Source organism: Bradyrhizobium guangdongense, from assembly GCF_004114975.1.
Lineage (GTDB): Bacteria > Pseudomonadota > Alphaproteobacteria > Rhizobiales > Xanthobacteraceae > Bradyrhizobium > Bradyrhizobium guangdongense.
Genome location: NZ_CP030051.1, coordinates 5,821,929 through 5,841,074 on the forward strand (window position 1 = coordinate 5,821,929; position 19,146 = coordinate 5,841,074).

Sequence of the window (19,146 nt, forward strand, 5' to 3'; positions counted from 1 at the left end):
TCCTGTAGCCGCACGCTCTGCTGTCATACCCCGCGAAGGCGGGGTATCCCGTACGCCGCGGCGCCGGTGACGAAGGCGAGGTCTCTGGAGTACTGGATCGCCCGCTTTCGCGGACGATGACAGCGGAGCAAACTAGCCACAGCTAAAGAAGGCCATGACTAGAAAAACGCCTGAATGCCCGTGATCGCGCGGCCCAGGATCAAGGCGTGGACGTCGTGAGTGCCCTCGTAGGTGTTGACCGTCTCGAGGTTATGGACGTGGCGCATCACGTGGTACTCGATCGAGATGCCGTTGCCGCCATGCATGTCGCGCGCGGTGCGGGCGATGTCGAGCGCCTTGCCGCAATTGTTGCGCTTCATGATCGAGATCATCTCGGGGGCGAACTTGCCTTCGTCCATCAGGCGGCCGACGCGAAGCGAGCCCTGCAGGCCGAGCGCGATCTCGGTCTCCATGTCGGCGAGCTTCTTCTGCACCAGCTGGGTCGCCGCGAGCGGCTTGCCGAACTGCTTGCGATCGAGCGTGTACTGGCGGGCGCGGTGCATGCAGTCCTCGGCAGCTCCTAGCGCGCCCCAGGAGATGCCGTAGCGGGCGCGGTTGAGGCAGCCGAAGGGGCCCTTGAGCCCGGAGACGTTCGGCAGCAATGCGCTTTCGGGCACCACGACGCCGTCCATCACGACCTCGCCCGTAATCGAAGCGCGAAGCGAGAGCTTGCCGCCGATCTTCGGCGCGGAGAGGCCCTTCATGCCCTTCTCCAGCACGAAGCCGCGGATCTGGTTGTCGTGCTCGGCCGACTTGGCCCAGACCACGAACACGTCGGCGATCGGCGCGTTCGAGATCCACATCTTGCTGCCGGTCAGGCGATAGCCGTCCGAGACCTTCTCGGCGCGGGTCTTCATGCCGGCCGGATCGGAGCCGGCGTCGGGCTCGGTCAGGCCGAAGCAGCCGACCCACTCGCCGCTGGCAAGCTTCGGCAGATATTTCTTGCGCTGGTTCTCGTCGCCATAGGCATAGATCGGGTACATCACCAGCGAGGACTGCACCGAGTTCATGGAACGATAGCCGGAATCGACCCGCTCGATCTCGCGCGCGACGAGACCATAGGCCACGTAGCTCGCATTGGCGCAGCCATATTCCTCCGGCAGCGTGATGCCGATCAGGCCAAGCTCGCCCATCTCGTTGAAGATCTCGCGGTCGGTCTTCTCTTCGAGATAGGCCTTGGTGACGCGCGGCAGCAGCTTGTCCTGGGCGTAGGCGCGCGCGGTGTCGCGCACCATGCGCTCGTCTTCGGTCAGCTGCTCGTCGAGCAGGAACGGATCGTCCCACTGGAAGGATGCCGCAGCCGGCTTGTCCTTGGTCTGAGGGCGCACGCTCATGAAACGTCCTTTCGGGTCTGGTTCCGTCGAAAAATTGCCCGACAAACTAAAGCGCCGCGGCAACAAGTGCAATTACGTTGGCGCTAGCTTTCGAGCTGCTCGTTGGCGACGATCTCGATGCCGAACCCCGACAGGCCCTTGTAGTCGTGCACCGACGAGGTGAGATGGCGGATCGAGGTGACGCCGAGATCGCGCAAGATCTGCGCGCCGACACCGACCTCGCGCCACTGGCGGTTGCGGTCCGCTTCCGTCGCCGTCTCGTCCGGCAGCGGCGACACGGGAACGCCGGCCGCGCCGTCGCGCAAGTACACCAGCACGCCGCGGCCGGACTTCTTGAAGTGTTCGAGCACCGCCGCCATCCGCTTGTGGCCCGTAAAGGTGTCCTTGACGATGTTGGGCTTGTGGAAACGGGTCAACACGTTCTTGCCGTCGCCGACGCCGTTGTAGACGAAGGCGACGTGGGCGATGGAATCGAACGGCGAGCGGTAAGCATAGCCTTGAAGCGGGCCGATCGGGCTGTCGGTCGTGAAGGTCGAAACCCGCTCGATCAGCTTTTCGCGGGCCTGCCGGTAGGCGATCATGTCGGCGATGGTGACGTGCTTCAGCTTGTGTCTGGCGGCGAATTGGGACACCTGCTCGCCCTTCATCACGCTGCCGTCGTCGTTCATCAGTTCGCTGATAACGCCGACCGGCGGCAGGCCGGAAAGCTTGCAGAGATCGACCGCGGCCTCGGTATGGCCGGAGCGCAGCAGCACGCCGCCGTCCTTGGCGATCAGCGGGAAGATGTGGCCGGGCCGCGCGAAGTCGTTGGCGCCCGCATTGGGATTGGACAGCGCCCGGCAGCAGGAGGCGCGCTCTTCGGCCGAGATGCCGGTGCCGCCATCCGGCTTGTAGTCGATCGAGACCGTGAACGCGGTGGTGTGGGCGGAATCGTTGTGCGCAACCATCGGATCGAGCCGCAGCCGGCGCGCATCCTCGGTGGTGATCGGCGCGCAGACGATGCCGGAGGTGTGGCGGATGATGAAGGCCATCTTTTCCGCTGTGCAGAATGAGGCGGCGACGATCAGGTCGCCCTCGCCCTCGCGATCCTCGTCGTCGGTCACCACGACGAGCTCGCCCCGGGCAAAGGCCTGCAAGACTTCCTGGACGGTATCGGGCATGTCCCAATCTCTATCGGTTATGGGCCGGAGGCTTCGCCGGACGCCTTAGCCGGACTTGAGCCCAAGCGCTAGTGTCCTGAATGCAACCGCATATGCCCGGAGGCCGCCTCCAGGCGAGCTTTGAGGCTTGCACCGAAGATACCGGCGATATAGGCGCGCCTCGCCTGGACGGAAGGCGGCTGCACGTCGTTCAGGGCAGCACTTCGCGGCGCTCGCTCAGCCGCTGGTCGAGTTCGGCACGCTTGTCGGCCAACAGGCCGGCCTGGGCGGCCTCGATCACCGTAAACAATTCATTGGCGTCGCTGAGCCGGGTCACGGTGACGTAGCTGGCGCCGGCCGCATAGAGCTCGCCGACGTCCGAGAGCAGATCGGCGGTCGCCACGATCATGGCCTTCGGGTTGAGGGAGCGGACGTGGCGGACCAGCTTCTCGTTGCTGGCGCCTTTCAACAGCGCCTCCGGCACGCTGAGGATGATCATCTCGGACTTGCCGATCCCGGCATGGAGCAGCGTGTCGACATTGCTGATGTCGCCATAGATCACGTGCAGGCCGCGCGAGAGCAGGGTCTGGTACACGACGGGGTTGAAGTCGATCACCGTGATCTGCTCCAGCAGCACCGGGGTCTGCCGTTCGATCTCGGCCAGCAGCGCGCTCGCCGCACGGAAAAAGCCGAGGATGACGATGCGGCGCGCCTCGCCGTGGCTTCCCTCCTGCCCCTCCTCGGCGTGGCCGTTGCCGTGGTCGAGATCGCGCAGGCCGATCCGCTTGAGCGGACCGATGGCCCAGCGGGTGATCTCGTCGCTCCGGGTCATGACGAAGGTCGAGAGCACGGCCAGCACCACGAAGGCGAAAGAAGCCGCATTCGCCGTCTCCGGCGCGATATGATTATCGGTGACGCCGGTCTGGATCACCACCAGCGAGAACTCCGAGATCTGCGCCAGGTTGATGGCGGGTAACAGGCTCGCACGCAGGCCCTGCTTCATGAGGTAGAGCGGCGTGAAGGTAGTGACGAGGCGGCTCACCACCGTGAAGGCGGCGATCATCAGCGCCAGCCCGATCACGGAAAGTCCGGGGACGGGAATGGTCATCCCCAGCGCCACGAAGAACAGCGTGATGAAGAAGTCGCGCAGCGTCGTCACCTTGGCCGTGACGTCGAGCGCGTAAGGAAAGGTCGAGAGCGAGACGCCGGCAATCAGCGCGCCCATCTCGCGCGAGAGCGAGAGCTGCTCGGCAGTCTCGGCGACCAGGAAGCACCAGGCGAGCGCGCCCAGCAGGATCAATTCGGGGCGGCGGGCGATCTGGTGGAACAGGCGCGGCAGCACGTAGCGGCTCACCAGCAGCGCAGCCGCCACCAGCACCGCGACGCGGCCGATCGAGAGCAGGATGACACTCAACTGCAAATTGGCGAGGCTCGGCTGCACTGCCAGGAACAGGATGGCGAAGATGTCCTGGAGCACCAGCACGCCGAGCGTGATGCGGCCGGGCAAGGTATCGAGCTCGCGCTTCTCGTAGAGCACCTTGACGATGATGACGGTCGATGACAGCGCACAGGCAATGCAGAGATAGAGCGCGTCGAAATGACCGCCACCGAGCGACAGACCGAGCCCTGCGAAGAACACGATGCCGAGCAGGCAGCCGCCGAGCAGCTGGCCGCCGGCCGCGAACAGGATCACCTTGCCGGCGCGCACGATCTTCTTCAGGTCGATCTCGAGCCCGATCATGAACAGCATGAAGATCAGGCCGAGCTCGGAGATGACGCTGATCGAGTCCTGCGACTTGACCCAGCCGGCGCCGAATGGACCTATGCAGAAGCCGGCGATAAGGTAGGCCAGGATCAGCGGTTGCCGGGAAAAATGGGCTGCCAGCCCCAGCATCCAGGCAAACAGAATACAGAGAGTGATGTCGCGAATGAGCTCGTGCATGGAACATCGGTCCGTTTTGCCGCACCCTAGAGACCGAGTGCAGCGCGGCAAGCGAGCAATTCGTCACATGCGGACGAAGCTCGCCGCTGCAATGCTGCTATGCCCCCTCGCCTTCGCCGGCCCGGCGGCCGCACAGCCCAAAGCGAACCTCGAGCAGACCTTCGCCGATTCCCTTCAGGCCGTGCCGAAGGAGGAGCTCGCCGTCTCCGGCGGCTTCTACGTGCCGGCCTATTCCAGCGTTGCGATGAGCCAGGGCAAGCTGCGGGTCGACTTTTCGGTGACCTTGAGCGTCCACAATGCTTCCGAGACGCAGCCACTGGTGATCAAGCGCCTCGCCTATTTCGACACCGCGGGCAAGCAGGTCGAGAGCTATCTGAAAAATCCGGTCGCGCTGAAGCCGCTCGCCTCCATCTCGGTCTTCATTGCGACCGACGACGTGCGCGGCGGCACCGGCGCCAATTTCATCGTCGACTGGGCCGCGGCGAGCGAGATCGCCGAGCCCGTGGTCGAGGCCCTGATGGTTGGCGGCGTCGCCAATGCGCATTACGCTTTCATCAGCCAAGGACGTCCGACGAGGACCGTGGGCGGAAAGTGACGCGGCCCGGACCGAAAACACGAAAACAACCCCATGCACAGTAGCCGGACCGGCAAGATCATTGGCATATCGGCCGCACGCGACGTTGATGCGGATTTTACGAATTTTGTTTGACGCGTCGGGCAAAACACTGGCATGATGGCATCATCGAAAAATCGTAGCGCCCTGCCCGCCGCCAAATAAAAACAACGAGGAACACCCATGACGTCCAGCTTCGATTTCGCGCCCCTGTTTCCCGCAGGGCTGCCGGCCCCCTCCGCGCGCTGGACGGGCCTCGCCAAATACAGCTTCGTCGGCGGCAACAACGATTCCGAGCAGGTGCCGCTCGATGAGCTGATCGAGGCGGCCAATCAGGCGCTGCAGCGCGAGGGACGTTCGCTCGCCACCTACGGGCTGGCGCACGGCCCGCAGGGTTATCTGCCGCTGCGCGAATTCCTGGTGACGAAACTGAAGCGCGATGCCGGTATCGACTGCACGGTGGACGATCTCCTGATCGTCTCCGGCTCGCTCCAGGCGCTCGACCTCGTCAACAACACGCTGCTGGCGCGTGGCGACACCGTGATCGTCGAGCAGGAGACCTATCAGGGAGCTCTGCAGCGGCTGACGCGGCTGGGCGTCAACGCCATCGGCGTTCCGCTCGACGACGACGGCATGCGCATGGATGCGCTGGCCTCCACGCTCGCCGGCCTCAAGGGCCGCGGCATCCGGCCGAAATACATCTACACCATTCCGACCGTGCAGAACCCGACGGGCAGCATCATGCCGGAGAGCCGCCGCGCGGAGTTGCTGCGGCTGTCAGCCGAATATGGTGTGCCCATCTTCGAGGACGATTGCTATGCGGACCTGGTCTGGTCGGGACACCGGCCGCCGGCGATCTACGCCATGAGCCGAAATGGCGGCGTCATCCATATCGGCTCGTTCTCGAAGTCGATCGCGCCGGCGCTGCGCGTCGGCTTCATCGTCGCGCCCTGGGATGTGATGTCGCGGATGCTGGCGCTGAAGACGGACGCCGGCTCCGGCGCCCTGGAGCAGATGGTGCTCGCCAGCTATTGCCATCAGCATTTCGCAAGCCACGTGCCAGCGCTGACCAAGGCGCTGCGCACCAAGCTCGACACGCTGATGGAAGCTCTCGACGAGCAGTTCGGCACCGCGGCCGAGTTTAGAGAGCCTCAAGGCGGCATCTTCCTGTGGGTGAAGCTGCCCGACCAGGTCGATACGCTGAAGCTCTATCAGGCCGCGCTTGCCGCCGGTGTCTCGATCAATCCCGGGCCGGAATGGTCCACCAACAAGGGTTATTCAGGCTCGCGCCTGCGGCTGTGTTTTGCGAGCCCTTCGCATCAGCAGATCCGCGAGGGCGTCGCCGTCCTGGCGGAGGTCTGCCGCAAGGAGTTCGGCGTGCCCTCGCGTAGCGCCAATGTGGAAAAGCGAGCCTAGGCGGCCTGGGGCTGGCTGCCGTGGATCGCGGAGGCGAGCCGCAGCAGCAGCACGACCGAAACGTTGCCCTTGCCGGCTTCGATCTGGGCGATGTAGCGCTCTGAAATCCCGGAACGGCGGGCCAGCTCCCGGCGCGACAGCTCGCAGCGGGCGCGCGACGATCTCAACCGCTCGCCCAGTTCGGCCAGAAACACGGTCTCGGAATAAGGCGGCACGGCACAGCTCCCCGGCAGCACCTCGCCCGCGAAATCCATCACTTGATTCAGCATCGCTCTCACCACGTTCGCCTTCGGGAGCGCCATCTTACCCCCGAGGCGCCTTGCCTCATTGACGCGGATCAAATTCCCGCGCGATTGGCAGCTGCCGTGGACGACCACGACGGGGATGCTACACTTGCAATTCCTCGAGGCGGGGCCTTTTGAAACATGACGGGTTGTTTGAGCCGCTGGACCGTGGCGGCGGTGCTTTGGATTGCGTTCACGTCCCTGGCGCGTGCCGAGACGCTCGCGGACACGATCGAGCAGTGGGGCCTGCTCGGCTCCTGGGCGGTCGATTGCGCCATCAGGCCCGACCGCGACAAGGGAGCCCTGCTCACTTACGAAATCCGGAAGGACGGAAGGGTGATGTACCGGCGCGATTTCGGCGAGATCAAGGACGAGAACGAGGTGGTGTCCGCCACCGTCAACGCGGAAGGCCTGCTCAACGTGATGGTCTACTTCCCATCGCTCCGGCAGACACGCGAATTCGGACTGATGCTGACCGAGAACGGCAGCCTGCGCGCGATCTACAATCGCGACGAGCGCGGCGCTTACACGATCAAGGACGGCAAGAACGTGAAAACCGGCGCACCGACACCTCCGCAGCAACGCTGCTATCAGTCATCGCCTCGAGCCTGAATATCCATTCAGAATTCTCTTCCCGTTCCCCGCGGAACGTTCATGCGAATGCGCGGTTTAAATCTGCATTCGATTGGAGGAGGACATCATGAAGAAGCTTGGTTATGTCGTTGCCGCTCTGGGTGCGCTCGCGGTTGCGGCGCCGACGCTGGCAAGTGCGGAGACCGTGATCGTCAAGCACGGCCATCACGGCCCGTACGGAGCCCGCGCCGAATTCCGCGAGCATCGCGACCATGGCTGGCATCGCGGCTGGCACCATCACGACCGCGTCGTGGTGATCAAGCGCCATCGCCACTGGGACTAATGCGCAACGCAAACTGGAAATGGCCCCTCGCGGGGCCATTTCCGTGTGTCCAGATGGGCGAAGACAATGAGGGGATGTACTCATCAATCCGCCCGTCCGCTCTGCGTCGAAGAGCGGACGAACAGCGGATAGCGATCTATTTCGGCGATGGGCCGATTCCGTTGAAAAAGGGCGGCAGTATTTCATTGTAATAGCTTCGTTGCGACGAGGCCGAACTGCCCTATCGACCCTATGCGAGCCTCGGGGTGGGCATCGGGATCAGCTTGGCCATCTTTCGAAGGTTCTGGGCGGTTGCCGCGAGGATGAACTCGTCGCGCGCGCCGTTGGGGCCTCGTAAACGCAATCGGTCGAGCTTGAGAATGCGCTTCAGGTGGGCGAACAACATTTCGATTTTCTTGCGGAGCCGGCGCGAGGTGCCTCCCTCCCACGATCTCGCGATCTGGCGCGCCATGTCGCGAGCGCCTTCGTAGATCGAGCGCGGCACCCTCCGTGATGCCTGCTTGGGGCAACACTGACCCTTCAATGCGCATCGATCACAATCGCGCTTGCTGGCGAGGTAGAGCATGGTGGCACCGTCATTCACCAACGTTCCGGTCGTGGTAAGAACTTTGCCACCAGGGCAACGATAGATGTCGCCAGCATGGTCATAGGTGAAGTCGTCGCGCGAGAAGATACCGTCTGTGCGTGCCGACTTGTCGAAGACTGTAACGTGCGGCTCGATGCCGTGCTCATAGACCAGCCAAGCCAGCATCTCAGCCGAGCCATAGCCGCTGTCACCGAGGAGCCGGCTCGGATAGAGATCAAACCGCTCCAGCGAGCGCTCAATCATGCGCTTAGCGGCCAATACCTCGGCCTGCCGGATTGCCGTCGTTGCCTCAACATCGACGATGATCGCGTTCTCAATGTCGACCAGGTAGTTCGTCGAATAGGCGAAAAAGGCTTGGCCGCCGTGCGCCCCCGTCCAGCGCGCCGCCGGATCAGAGGGCGATACGAACTTCGGGGTAACCTCGGTCGCGGCTCCGAACGCGGCATCATCCAGGACAGCCAGATACTCATCGATTGCTCGGCCAGCAGCATCCGGCGGAAGTCCCTTATCGCCTTCGATTCCCTTCTGCCGGTTGGCATCGGCCTTGATGAGGCTCGCATCGACTGCAAATCCTTCACCACCGACCAGTCGCTCCTCGATGCAGCGGCGCAACACGCTCTCGAACACGCGACGGAAGAGATTGCTCTGCCGGAAGCGGCCATGCCTGTTCTTGGAGAATGTCGAATGATCCGGCACCGCCCCTTCCAGACCAAGCCGGCAGAACCACCGGTAGGCCAAATTGAGGTGAACCTCATCGCACAGGCGCCGCTCTGACCGGATGCCGAAGCAGTAGCCGATCAGGAGCATCCGGATCATCAGTTCGGGATCGATCGAAGGCCGGCCGATGCGGCTGTAGAAAGGCGCCAAGTCTTGCCTGATCTCTTGCAGATCGACAAACCTGTCGACCGATCTCAAGAGATGGTCGGAGGGAATATGCTTCTCCAGCGAGAACTCATAGAACAACGCAGCCTGTTCGACTTGCTGATGCCCCATCATGATCTTCAGTCCTGCCAATTAGACAGACTGAATCACTGCTATCCTTGAGTCGCAACACCGCCTTTTTCAACAAAATCGGCCAGAAGCAGACGAGGATTTCTACTCGCGGAAGCCAGGTTTTCCTCTCAGCCGCTCGTAGGCCCACCTTTCAGCGCTCCATTTTTCGTATTCAGGTTTGGAGATTTGAAATGGGACAAGGCGCCGCTTTCCGTCTTCGCCGAGATAAATCGCCACGATGTATTCCCTACTATGCTGATCGGGCGTGCTGGGAAACGCAATATACTCGCGATGCTCGCTTCGCTGGCCGAACAGAACGTCAAATACTTGGCCGACCTGCGCACTACCGGCCAATACTTCAACGATCTTGATGCGAGAGCCAAATATATCGTTTGTGCAGCCCTCACAGTGACGCCCCCTAGCCACGCTACATCTAGACCTTGTCCCAGACGAACTTTGGCGACAATGACGTCCTTAGCGCCGCTAGGAAGATAGGTCGGCGCAGCAACGTCAGCTGGCGGCTGGTCCATAAAATACGCAACTGGCGTCATGTCCCGCTCAGTGGCGGAAAGCTGCGCCAACGTAATCAAGCTCATCATTACTGCGAAGATTAGTTTGATCAGCCCAGCCAATTTCATGCCTATGCCGCTTCTTATACGGTAGTGATCTTATCCTAGAGCTACTGGCGCCAATCCGTTAGGTGAGGACCGCTTCGGGTCAAAGGCTGTCTTCCCGGGCTGCTTCATCCAGGTCGGCTCATCTGTTGCAAGCAGACGTTTCAGCCCTCGAGCGCAGGGCGGCAACGGGCCAAGCGCTACTCTCGGCAGCCTTTACTACCTTGGTCAGATTATCCTCGGAAGCAGATGTGGCCGAACTTTAAGCTTAGGTCAGCAATGGGCGCGCGGACTCATGGTTCGCTGAATTGCTTTCGGCGAGACGACGATGGCGCCAGCATTGGGATGACGATCGTCGGCGGGCGCTCGGTGCCCAGCGCCATCACCTCGCATTCGTCCATCAAATAGGAACGGCCGAGTTCCATTCGCGCCGGCAACCGCCGGCGTGTGCGATTGCCCAGATTTGGTACCTTGTGCGTTGGCCGCAGTCGCGGCAAGTGCCAACACAAACGCGATTGCTAGGCTCGGCATGATGGCTTCCCCTCTTGCGCGCGGGGCCAACGCGCGGCGACATGTTTCAGTTTCGATCACGGTCAAGGAGTAACTAGGCGTCAGGATGGCGGCCATCTGGGACCCGTAATCCATGACCGGCTGACGTCTGCTTCGGGTCTTGGTTGCGTGAAAACGCTTCAGTGCGGGGTGACGCGGCCGGAGACGGCTCCTGTGAGGGCCAGCTGGCGGCAAAGTGGCATATTTTCTGGCAAGGTGCCGGAAGCCGGTCTATTGGCTTCCCTTGGTCACTGTGATCGATCGATAAAGGTTGACGGCACGCGCACGACAGCGCTCCTGCCTCATGCCTGCATCGCTGCGATCAGCGCACCGACACCCATGATGTTCATTGCGCGTGTGAGATTGTAGGCGAGCACGTGCAGCGCCATCTCGGCGGCGACCTTCGGCAACCGCTTCGTCAGGAAGTGCGTCGCGCCCATGCGCATCTTCAGTGTGCCAAACGGATGCTCGACCGTCTCGCGACGGCGACGCATCGCCTGAGGATCGGCGTCGAGCCGCCTCTGGGCATCCTCCATGACGTGTTCATGTTCCCAACGGGAGATGACGCGGTTCTTGGCCGTGGTGCAGCGCGCCTTAAGCGGGCAGCTTCCACAAGCTTTCGTGGCGTAGCGCCGAATAGTGCGTTCGCCATCCACTGTTGTAAGCCAATACGCCAGCAACTGGCCCGCCGGGCAGCGATATACATCCTGCTTGGCCAGGTATGCGAAGTCGTGCTTGCCGAACTTGCCCTTCGCCTCCATGCCCGTCGTATTCGGTTTCGGCAGCGTCACAGCGATATCGGCGTCGGCGCAGGCTTTGATCTCCTCGCCTGTGTAGTAGCCGCGATCGGCCACGGCCTCGAGCTTGTCGACGCCGAGCACGGCCTTAGCCTGTTTACCCATGTTGGCGAGTTGTGCACGATCCGAACCGCTATTCGTCACCTCGTGCGCGATGATGAGGTGGTGCTCGGTATCGACGGCAACCTGCACATTGTAGCCGACGACACCGGAGCCGCGGCCACTCGTGGCCATGGATCGACTGTCGGGATCGGTCAGCGAGATCTGTTGGTCCGGTGATGCCAGCATTGCCTGTTCGCAGGCTTCGAGCTTCTGCATCTCGCTCGCGAGCTTGGTGAGCTTCTCCTTCAGATGCGCCGTCTTCGCGGCGAGAGTCTCAGATGGCTCTTGCAGATCTGCGGTGTCCAGCTGCGCCAGATAGCGCGATACGCTCTCCTCCAGTTGCTGGCGACGACGCTCGACCTTGCCCTTCGTGAAGTTCTTGTCACGCGTGTTAACCGCCTTGAACTTCGAGCCGTCGATGGCGACGCTCGCCTTCATCAACAAGCCCATGTGCCGGCAAAGCTCGACGAACTTCGCGCACACCTTCTTGATGGCGGGGCCATTGTCGCGGCGAAAGTCGGCGATCGTCTTGTCATCGGGCGAAAGCCGCTGCAACAGCCAAATCACCTCAAGATTGCGCGTCGCCTCGCGCTCTAGCCGGCGGCTCGACTGGATGCGGTTGAGATAGCCGTAGATGTAGAGCTTGAGCAGCGGCGCAGGGTGATAACCGGGCCGGCCGGTTGCCGCAGGCTCGACGTCCTTGAAGCCCAGCTCTGCCAGATCGAGCGCTTCGACGAAGGCATCGACCGCGCGAACCGGATTACTCTCATCGACCCAGTCGTCGAGGCATTCGGGCAACAGCGTCGATTGCGCTCGGTCCGCCCCTTCAATGAACCGATTCATTGATCGTCTCCAGAAACCCCCAGACGATCTCTATCTGACTCGTCGTTTTCACGCAGCCAGGGTCAAAAAGCGAAGAACTCAGTTGAGCAAATCTGGTCCGCTCTGCCCCGATGAGCGAACCTCCGTTAGACGCGCTGCAGCTTCGCAGATGGGTCAAACTGCGACGTCACCTGTTTCAGGGCTGGTCCGATCTACGCCGGACAGCGGACGCTGCGGTGGTTCTCGTGAAAGTCAGCATATTGCGTCAGTGCCAAATGCGAAAAAGTCGGGTTGAGCAAATCCGGGACTGTCGCTACGCATGACCCTCGTCGTCATTTTTCGATAAAGCCACCCTTCGGAGCCTTGTGAGGTATATCCCATCCCCAGTAGACTTCCACCCGAACGATCTGGCCTCCGCGAGCGGTAGTTACCTCAGAATTGCGAAACCTGTGGCCTCCTGCAGCAGCTCCCTCATAGACAATAACAGCTCGGTTTCCATCCTCGGTCGCGAGGACCTCATCGAAAGAACTAATTTTTTCGCTGTTGGGCCAGCAGCGGCGCAGATAAGTCGCGCGATCCAGTTCATTGTCGACTGGACTTGAAAAGTGATAATCGTCCGCAAGAAGCGCTTCGATCGAAAGTCTGCAATGGGTCAAAATGCGAACAGCTCTGCCTGACCAACTCTAGTCCGCTCTGATCCGCTGACCGGACTTCAATAGAGGCAGTCGTCAATTCGCCGATGGGCCACAAACCGAAATGCTGTTTGTCACTTTTGTTTCGCCATTGGCTTTGCGAGCTCACGGGCGCTGTCGATGACGAGCTGCACAACCGGGCTGACGGTGCGGTCTTTGATCGTGAGCATCCCGTTCGGTCGACGGTCCGCCGGCAGTTCAATGGGGAGGACCTTGAGCGCCGCCTCCCTGGCGAGAAATTTCAGTGTGGAAGCCGGGAAAACCGTGATGAACCGCCCCGTCTCCAGCAAGCTGACCCGCATATGGGGGGCATCGGTGACCACCGTCGCCTGGGGATACGCGAGCCCTCGGGCAAGAAAGGCTTGCGTAATGATGGAGCCGATCACGCTCTCCCGCGGCGGAAGCACCCAACGCTCCTCCGCCAGATCGGAGAGCTGGATATTGCGCCGGCGCGTCAATGGATTATTTGCGCCCGCTGCGATGACGTAGCGATCTTCAAAAAGAAACTCGAAATGCAGCCGCTCATCGGCGATCGGGCCGCGACTCCGCACGAACGACAGATCGACTTTGCGTTCGCTCAAGTCGCGATGCAGCGCGTCGATGTAGCCGGTCACGAGCTCAAATCTGATCCGCGGGTGACGGCGGGAGAGTCGATCGACCAGAGCGGAAACGAAGCTCGCCGCCAGATCGGCCGTGCTTCCAATCCGCACCTCTCCAGCGCTGGGGTCGGCCAGAAATTCGATGTTCCTCACGCCCCGCCGTAGCTCGTCGAATGCGGCGGCACCGCAATCGACCAGGGCGCGGCCGCATGCGGTCGGCTCGATTCCGCGCCGGTGGCGATCCAGCAGGCGGACGTCGAACGCACGTTCGAGCTCGGCGATCGATCTCGAAATGTTGGGCTGGGTGGTGTTGAGCAGGACTGCCGCCTTGCCCATGCTGCCGGCCTGCACCACCGCCATCAGCACGTGCAAATCCTGCAGCTTCATTCGCTTTCCGATGCGATCGCTCATCTGCATGAGAGTACCCATATCTGTTTTGAGATGGTCTCATCAGACAATAGCCTTATGCGCTTATGACAGCATCAACTATCCTCTGCCATTGAAGAGAGCCCGCGTGGGTGTAGGTTCGACGGAGCAAAGCCGGTGCCCCCCTCCCGACGTCAATTTTTGCGCTTCGCAGCGGGGGTAGCCGCACCGCCGCTGCTGTCGGGCCTTGCTTACGCCGACACCTATCCCTCTCGACCGGTCCGGATCATGGTCGGCTTTGCCGCCGGCGGCCCGAACGACATTCTCGCGCGTCTGCTCGGGCAGTGGTGGTCCGAGCGGCTCGGCCAGCAATTCATCGTCGAGAACCGGCCGGGAGCAGGAAGCAATCTCGCCACCGAGGCGGTCGTGCGCGCGCCTCCGGACGGTTATACGCTCCTGCTGGTTGGCTCTCCCAACGCGATCAATGCCACGCTGTATGAGAATCTCGATTTCAATTTCCTGCGGGATATCGCGCCGGTCGCGGGTCTGACCCGGGGCGCCCTGGTCATGGTCATCCACCCATCGGTTCCTGCCCATACAATTCCGGAGTTCATCGCCTACGCCAAAGCCAATCCGGGCAGACTCTCGTATGGTTCGGGCGGCGTGGGCGGGATCACGCACATCGCCGCGGAGCTGTTCAAGCAGGCCGCCGGCGGGCTGGATCTTCAGCATGTACCCTATCGCGGCGTGGCGCCCGCAATCACCGATCTGCTCAGTGGGCAGGTGCAGGTCGTCTTTGTCAATGTGGCGCCCTCGATCGGTTACATCGAGAGCGGCAAGCTGCGCGCGCTTGGGCTAACGACGGCAACGCGATCAGAAGCGTTGCCGGATGTGCCTGTAATCGGCGAATTCGTGCCCGGCTATGAGGCGAGTTCGGTGTTCGGTATCGGTGCGCCGAAAGGTACGCCTGCCGCGATCATTGACAGGCTCAACAAGGAAGCCAACGCCGCTCTGGCCGATGCGGGGTTCAGGACGCGCCTGCGCACTCTTGATGCGACGGAACTGGGCGGCTCGCCCGCCGATTTCGGCAAGCTGATGGCCGCTGAAACCGCGAAATGGGCCAACGTGATCCGCCTTGCGAAGATCCGACCGGATTAGCACGGCGAAGTCTTATGCAGGGGACATTCAGCAACATTTGCGCGAAGGAAGGCGGCGCGTTCGATTGCTATCTGGTCGCGCCCGAGGCTGAAAAGCCGACTGCTGCAATCGTGCTGGCCTCCGCTATTCACGGCGTTGATACCGACATGATCGCGATCGCCGACGAGCTGGCGGCATGCGGCGTCATCGTGGCGGTGCCGGATCTGTTCTGGCGTTCGGTTGCCGGGCCACTTTCGCGGAACGACCCGCGCGCGGCCCAGCGCGCGCAGCCGCGCCTCGAGCAAATCAGGGCCGGCGAAAACGATATGGTCGACACCCTGAGACACCTCGGCACAATCCCGCAATTCAATGGCCGGGCGGCGGTTATGGGATTTTGCTACGGCGGCCCCTATGCGATTCTTGGCCCGAAGCGACTTGGCTACGCCGCTGGCATCTGTTGCCACGGGTCCCAAATGCTGGACTATCTTGAGGAGCTCGTCGGGCTTCGCGAGCAAGTCTGTTTTATCTGGGGCGACGAGGACAATCGCGCCCCGGTCGAGGTGCTGCAGGCCTATCGTGATGCAGCGGTGCGCATGGACAACATCGAAGTGCACATTTTGCCCGGGATAGGCCACGGATATATGATGCGGACAAGCCCGTCCTTCGACCGGGTGGCACATGAATTTTCAATGAGCCGCGCCTGTGAGATTCTTCGATGTCTCCAGTCGCCGTCCGAGACTCGTAACTTCTGATTTCCCCGGCTATCCTGATTGTCGGAGCCCGACTTGCCATTCATGGGAGAACAGCATGGCGCGTCTCGTTGCCTTATTCGTTGCTCTCTATTCCTATTTTCCGTCTGGACCCGCGTCTGCGGACGAGGCATCGAACGTACTGGTCGGAAGTTGGAAGCTGACCTCATGGACCATTCAAATTGTCGGTGGCGACGCAACCGAGCCATTTGGTCCCAATCCGAAACGAAGGGCAGCTTTCACGCCGGACGGGTACGTGGCCTTCATTATTGTAGGAGCGAACCGCAAGCCTGCAACAAACGACGACGAGTCAGCGGCGCTGCTCAAGTCATTGCTTGTCTACACCGGCAAATTCACCATCGAAGGAGACAAGTTCACGACTAAGGTCGACATGTCGGGCAACGAGCTCCTCACCGGGCTCGATCAGGTGAGATTTTTCAAGTTGGAGGGTGACCGGTTGAGCCTCCGAACGGCTGAACAAGTCAGCTCAGTTGGCATCTATCAGGGTAAGAAAGTAGTCGGCGCTCTGACCTGGGAACGCGAACACTGACAGCGGTGGAACGCTTGGCGAAATGCTTGCCCATTCAAGGAGCCGCCAACACGGAAATGTCGACTGTGGGTCAAACTGCGACTTCAACCCTGTTTCAGGGCTGGTCCGGTCTAAGCCGGATAGCGGACCCTGTGGTGGTTCGCGCGAGGGTCAGCAGCGGGTCACAAGCAGCAATGCTTTGATCAAGCTGCTTGCTCCCGCAAGCCGACATCGGCGCCTTTATGAGGACCCGCCCTGATCCCACTCCGGTGCGAAGCCGGGGCTCACGCAACGCCTGTCTTTCGGCAGCGCTGCGATCTTCGCGAGATCGGCATCGTCGAGCGTGATCTTCAGCGCGTCCCAATTGGCCTGCTGACTCTCGCGGCGTGAAGCCTTGGGAATGGCGGCGACGCCGTCCTGGTCGAGCAGCCACTTCAACGCGACCTGCGCCGCGCTCGCATTGTGTTTCGCTCCGATCTCGGCCAGCACCGGATCCGTGGCAAAGCGCCCCTGCGCGAGCGGGCAATAAGCGACGAGCGGAATCGACTTGGCGCGGAGATAGGCCAGCACCTTCGATTGATCCAGCATTGCGTGATATTCGACCTGATTGCACGCGATCGGTGCCTTGACGTCCTCGACCGCGATCTTGAGCAGCGCCGTGGTGAAGTTGGCAACGCCGATCGCCCGGGTGCGCCCTTCGTCCTTCAGCTTCATCAGGGTCTCGAACACCGCGCCCCAGTTCGCCGACTTCGATGGCCAGTGCACCAGGTAGAGATCGACGTGGTCGAGCCTGAGCTTCTTCAGGCTGGCGTCGAAGGCGCGGCGGATCGCATCCGGCGTCAGATTCTCGTGCCAGACCTTGGTCGTGACGTGCAGCTCGCAGCGTGGCAGGGAGGCAGCCGCCAGCGCGGCACCGATGGCCTCCTCATTGGCGTACATTTCGGCGGTGTCGATGTGGCGATAGCCGATCGACAGCGCGCTTTCGACGGCTTCGCGGCAGGCGTCGCCCTGCATGCGAAATGTGCCGAGGCCGAGCTTGGGCATGCTGATGCCCTGTGTTGTCAGATGGTCCATGGAACAGGCTCCCTGAGGCATTTCAGCCCGCCGGGTGCACGCGGCATGCCGCGAGATGCAGACTCTTTGGTGATGGAAAAGAGGTGGCGGGATCGGACACCATAGCGTGGCAGGCGGGCCGCGGCCAATCAAGATCGGGTTAGGAGCGATTGAGGAAGGTGAGCTCCCTCTCCCGCTTGCGGGGGAGGGTTGGGGAGAGGGTGTCTTCGCAACGGGACAATCCCCGAGAGGAAAGAACCCTCACCCGCCACGTCCCTCACGAATGCTGCGCCACCACGGCAGGCCGCCCCTGCGGCTGGGGCTCGATGTCGACCGACCAGAGGTCGCGGTTATCGACATCCTTCAGGGTCACGGTCATCACGCCGCTCCGCCCGTCGATGTCGACGCGGCCGAAGAACTGCAGGCCGAAACAGGGGGCGAGATTCTCGCCCTGAGCCTCGCTGCAACCGTTCCGGTACATCGCGACAGGGCCAAAGGTGTCGTCGAGCTCGCCGGGGCCCCAGGTGCCGGCATGCAGGGGTCCGGAGACGAACTCCCAGAACGGCTCGAAATCGCTGAACTGCGCCTTGTTCGGATCGTAGTAATGCGCCGCGGTGTAATGCATGTCGGCGGTGAGCCAGACGGTGTTGCGGACGCCAGCGCGCTTGATGGAGGCGAGCAGATCGGCGATCTCGTGCTCGCGCCTGTCGGGCGGGCCGTCACCGAGGGCGACGGCGTCGAGACTGATCAGTCCGATCGGCAGGTCGGCCGCGATCACCTTCCAGGTCGCGCGGGAGGCCGCGAGCTCCCGCTTCAGCCAGGCGAGCTGCTCGGCGCCAAGAATCCAGCCGCGATGATCGCGGCCCTTGTTCCAGGTCTCGTCGCGATAGCTGCGCATGTCGATCATGAAGACGTCGAGCAGCGGACCGTAAGCGATCTTGCGATAGACCCGGCCCTGCCGCGCACCGATATGGCGGATCGGCATGAAGTCGAAGAAGGCGCGGCGGGCGCGCGCCACCAGGCGCGGGGTGCCGTCGTCCTCATAGCCTGTTTCGTCATAGCTGCCGGTCGGCGACCAGTCGTTGGTGACCTCGTGGTCGTCCATTGCGCGAACATCGGCACCTGTGCATGCGCCGTTTGACTACCGGCTTACGGTCTCTTGACTCCGCGCCGACGCTTTTGCGACGTCGAGGTGACGGGGCAAGTTGGTTGCGGCGACGGCGGTGCACTCCCTCGCCCCGTTCTTACGGGGAGAGGGTTGGGGTGAGGGGCTCTCTCCGCACTTGAGATCATCGATAGACCTGTACCCCCTCACCCGCCGCGCTTCGCGCGTCGACCTCTACCCGCAAGCGGGGCGAGGTTGGGAAGCGGCGCCTCGCGCCTCAGTGCTTCCAGTTGCAGATGCCGCCGGACCGGCACGGCCAGGTCTGGATACGGCTGTCCATCGCCTGCGCGTCGAGCGGGTTGCCGTGGCGATGCGCGAGCTTCGTGCGGGCAGCGCCGCGCGGCTGCACCCTCTTGGCGTGAGCGACCTTCGGCTCGGGCTCGTGCACGCGTTCGGCCGCGACCTTCTTCGGCACGTCGACCGGTTCGACACGCGCCTGCGCCTCCCCGCCGCCCTTCGCCTCCAGCGCGACGGGCGCGAACTGCGTCTCCGGCCCGAGCCGCTTTGGCGACAGCACGGCCTTGGAGAGATCGAGGCTGAGATATTCGTCAGGCTTGTAATCGTCGGCGCGCGCGAGACCGCCCCCTGCGAGCACGAGCGCAATGGCAACCGCAAAAGGAACGCTTTTCAGGACCACGGACGCCTCCTGAAATTGATCAGTTAAGGAGTAATTTACTCCTATTTAGGCGGCGCTCGGCGCAATTCCAGCG

General features: G+C 62.3%; 17 protein-coding genes and 1 pseudogene. 7 read left to right on the forward strand and 11 right to left on the reverse strand.

Translation table 11 applies throughout. The annotated features are described in order from the left end of the window. Window positions 1–158: 158 nt before the first annotated feature. The 3 genes from X265_RS27750 to X265_RS27765 form a co-directional block, all read right to left on the reverse strand. Window positions 159–1,373, reverse strand: a complete 1,215-nt coding sequence (locus X265_RS27750; RefSeq protein WP_092298263.1) for an acyl-CoA dehydrogenase — start codon at window positions 1,371–1,373, stop codon at window positions 159–161. 83 nt (window positions 1,374–1,456) lie between these two features. Beyond that, complete coding sequence (ribB, locus tag X265_RS27760) at window positions 1,457–2,533, reverse strand: 3,4-dihydroxy-2-butanone-4-phosphate synthase (RefSeq protein WP_128967719.1); 1,077 nt, start codon at window positions 2,531–2,533, stop codon at window positions 1,457–1,459. 190 nt (window positions 2,534–2,723) lie between these two features. Next, window positions 2,724–4,454, reverse strand: a complete 1,731-nt coding sequence (locus X265_RS27765) for a cation:proton antiporter (RefSeq protein WP_128967720.1) — start codon at window positions 4,452–4,454, stop codon at window positions 2,724–2,726. A gap of 67 nt (window positions 4,455–4,521) precedes the next feature. Between X265_RS27765 and X265_RS27770 the strand changes: the two genes are divergently transcribed. Continuing rightward, a complete protein-coding gene (locus tag X265_RS27770; protein ID WP_164938822.1) occupies window positions 4,522–5,049 on the forward strand; it encodes a DUF3124 domain-containing protein in 528 nt (175 codons plus the stop codon). Between the two features lie 201 nt (window positions 5,050–5,250). Further along, window positions 5,251–6,483, forward strand: a complete 1,233-nt coding sequence (locus X265_RS27775; RefSeq protein ID WP_128967722.1) for an aminotransferase-like domain-containing protein — start codon at window positions 5,251–5,253, stop codon at window positions 6,481–6,483. On the opposite strand, the gene X265_RS27780 is transcribed toward X265_RS27775, so the two are convergent. Then, window positions 6,480–6,752, reverse strand: a complete 273-nt coding sequence (locus X265_RS27780; protein WP_128969434.1) for a helix-turn-helix domain-containing protein — start codon at window positions 6,750–6,752, stop codon at window positions 6,480–6,482. The two genes, X265_RS27775 and X265_RS27780, sit on opposite strands and share 4 nt — an antisense overlap. Before the next feature lie 156 nt (window positions 6,753–6,908). Between X265_RS27780 and X265_RS27785 the strand changes: the two genes are divergently transcribed. Next, window positions 6,909–7,379, forward strand: a complete 471-nt coding sequence (locus tag X265_RS27785; RefSeq protein ID WP_128967723.1) for a hypothetical protein — start codon at window positions 6,909–6,911, stop codon at window positions 7,377–7,379. Window positions 7,380–7,467: 88 nt separating this feature from the next. Next, window positions 7,468–7,683 (forward strand): hypothetical protein, encoded by a 216-nt coding sequence (locus tag X265_RS27790; RefSeq protein ID WP_128967724.1) that lies wholly within the window; start codon window positions 7,468–7,470, stop codon window positions 7,681–7,683. Between the two features lie 229 nt (window positions 7,684–7,912). On the opposite strand, the gene X265_RS27795 is transcribed toward X265_RS27790, so the two are convergent. The 4 genes from X265_RS27795 to X265_RS27820 all read right to left on the reverse strand — a co-directional run bounded on the left by X265_RS27795 (window position 7,913) and on the right by X265_RS27820 (window position 13,824). Next, complete coding sequence (locus X265_RS27795; protein WP_128967725.1) at window positions 7,913–9,265, reverse strand: transposase; 1,353 nt, start codon at window positions 9,263–9,265, stop codon at window positions 7,913–7,915. Between the two features lie 125 nt (window positions 9,266–9,390). Next, the gene (locus tag X265_RS27800; protein ID WP_128967726.1) at window positions 9,391–9,900 is read right to left on the reverse strand and encodes a hypothetical protein; all 510 of its coding nucleotides are present in this window, start codon (window positions 9,898–9,900) and stop codon (window positions 9,391–9,393) included. An 827-nt stretch (window positions 9,901–10,727) separates the two neighbouring features. Continuing rightward, complete coding sequence (locus X265_RS27810) at window positions 10,728–12,167, reverse strand: IS1182 family transposase (protein WP_128967727.1); 1,440 nt, start codon at window positions 12,165–12,167, stop codon at window positions 10,728–10,730. A gap of 745 nt (window positions 12,168–12,912) precedes the next feature. Beyond that, a complete protein-coding gene (locus tag X265_RS27820) occupies window positions 12,913–13,824 on the reverse strand; it encodes a LysR family transcriptional regulator (RefSeq protein ID WP_164938823.1) in 912 nt (303 codons plus the stop codon). Between the two features lie 156 nt (window positions 13,825–13,980). On the opposite strand from X265_RS27820, the gene X265_RS27825 reads away from it, so the two are divergent. The 3 genes from X265_RS27825 to X265_RS27835 are packed head-to-tail and all read left to right on the forward strand — an operon-like array spanning window position 13,981 to window position 16,239. Beyond that, a complete protein-coding gene (locus X265_RS27825; RefSeq protein WP_244659366.1) occupies window positions 13,981–14,961 on the forward strand; it encodes a Bug family tripartite tricarboxylate transporter substrate binding protein in 981 nt (326 codons plus the stop codon). 14 nt (window positions 14,962–14,975) lie between these two features. Next, entirely contained in the window at window positions 14,976–15,692 is a 717-nt protein-coding gene (locus X265_RS27830; RefSeq protein WP_164938824.1) for a dienelactone hydrolase family protein, read from the forward strand. Between the two features lie 55 nt (window positions 15,693–15,747). Further along, a complete protein-coding gene (locus X265_RS27835; protein ID WP_128967730.1) occupies window positions 15,748–16,239 on the forward strand; it encodes a lipocalin-like domain-containing protein in 492 nt (163 codons plus the stop codon). Window positions 16,240–16,458: 219 nt separating this feature from the next. Here the strand turns inward: X265_RS27835 and X265_RS27840 are convergent, their stop codons facing one another. From X265_RS27840 to X265_RS27850, 3 genes and pseudogenes are all read right to left on the reverse strand, one after another. Continuing rightward, window positions 16,459–17,292: an aldo/keto reductase gene (locus X265_RS27840; RefSeq protein ID WP_128967731.1), complete on the reverse strand. Its 834-nt coding sequence runs from the start codon at window positions 17,290–17,292 to the stop codon at window positions 16,459–16,461. A 256-nt stretch (window positions 17,293–17,548) separates the two neighbouring features. Then, a pseudogene (locus X265_RS27845) lies at window positions 17,549–18,402 on the reverse strand (alkaline phosphatase D family protein); the annotation flags it as partial. A 251-nt stretch (window positions 18,403–18,653) separates the two neighbouring features. After that, on the reverse strand, window positions 18,654–19,073 hold the full coding sequence (locus X265_RS27850; RefSeq protein ID WP_128967732.1) for a hypothetical protein: 420 nt from the start codon (window positions 19,071–19,073) through the stop codon (window positions 18,654–18,656). Window positions 19,074–19,146: the final 73 nt, after the last annotated feature.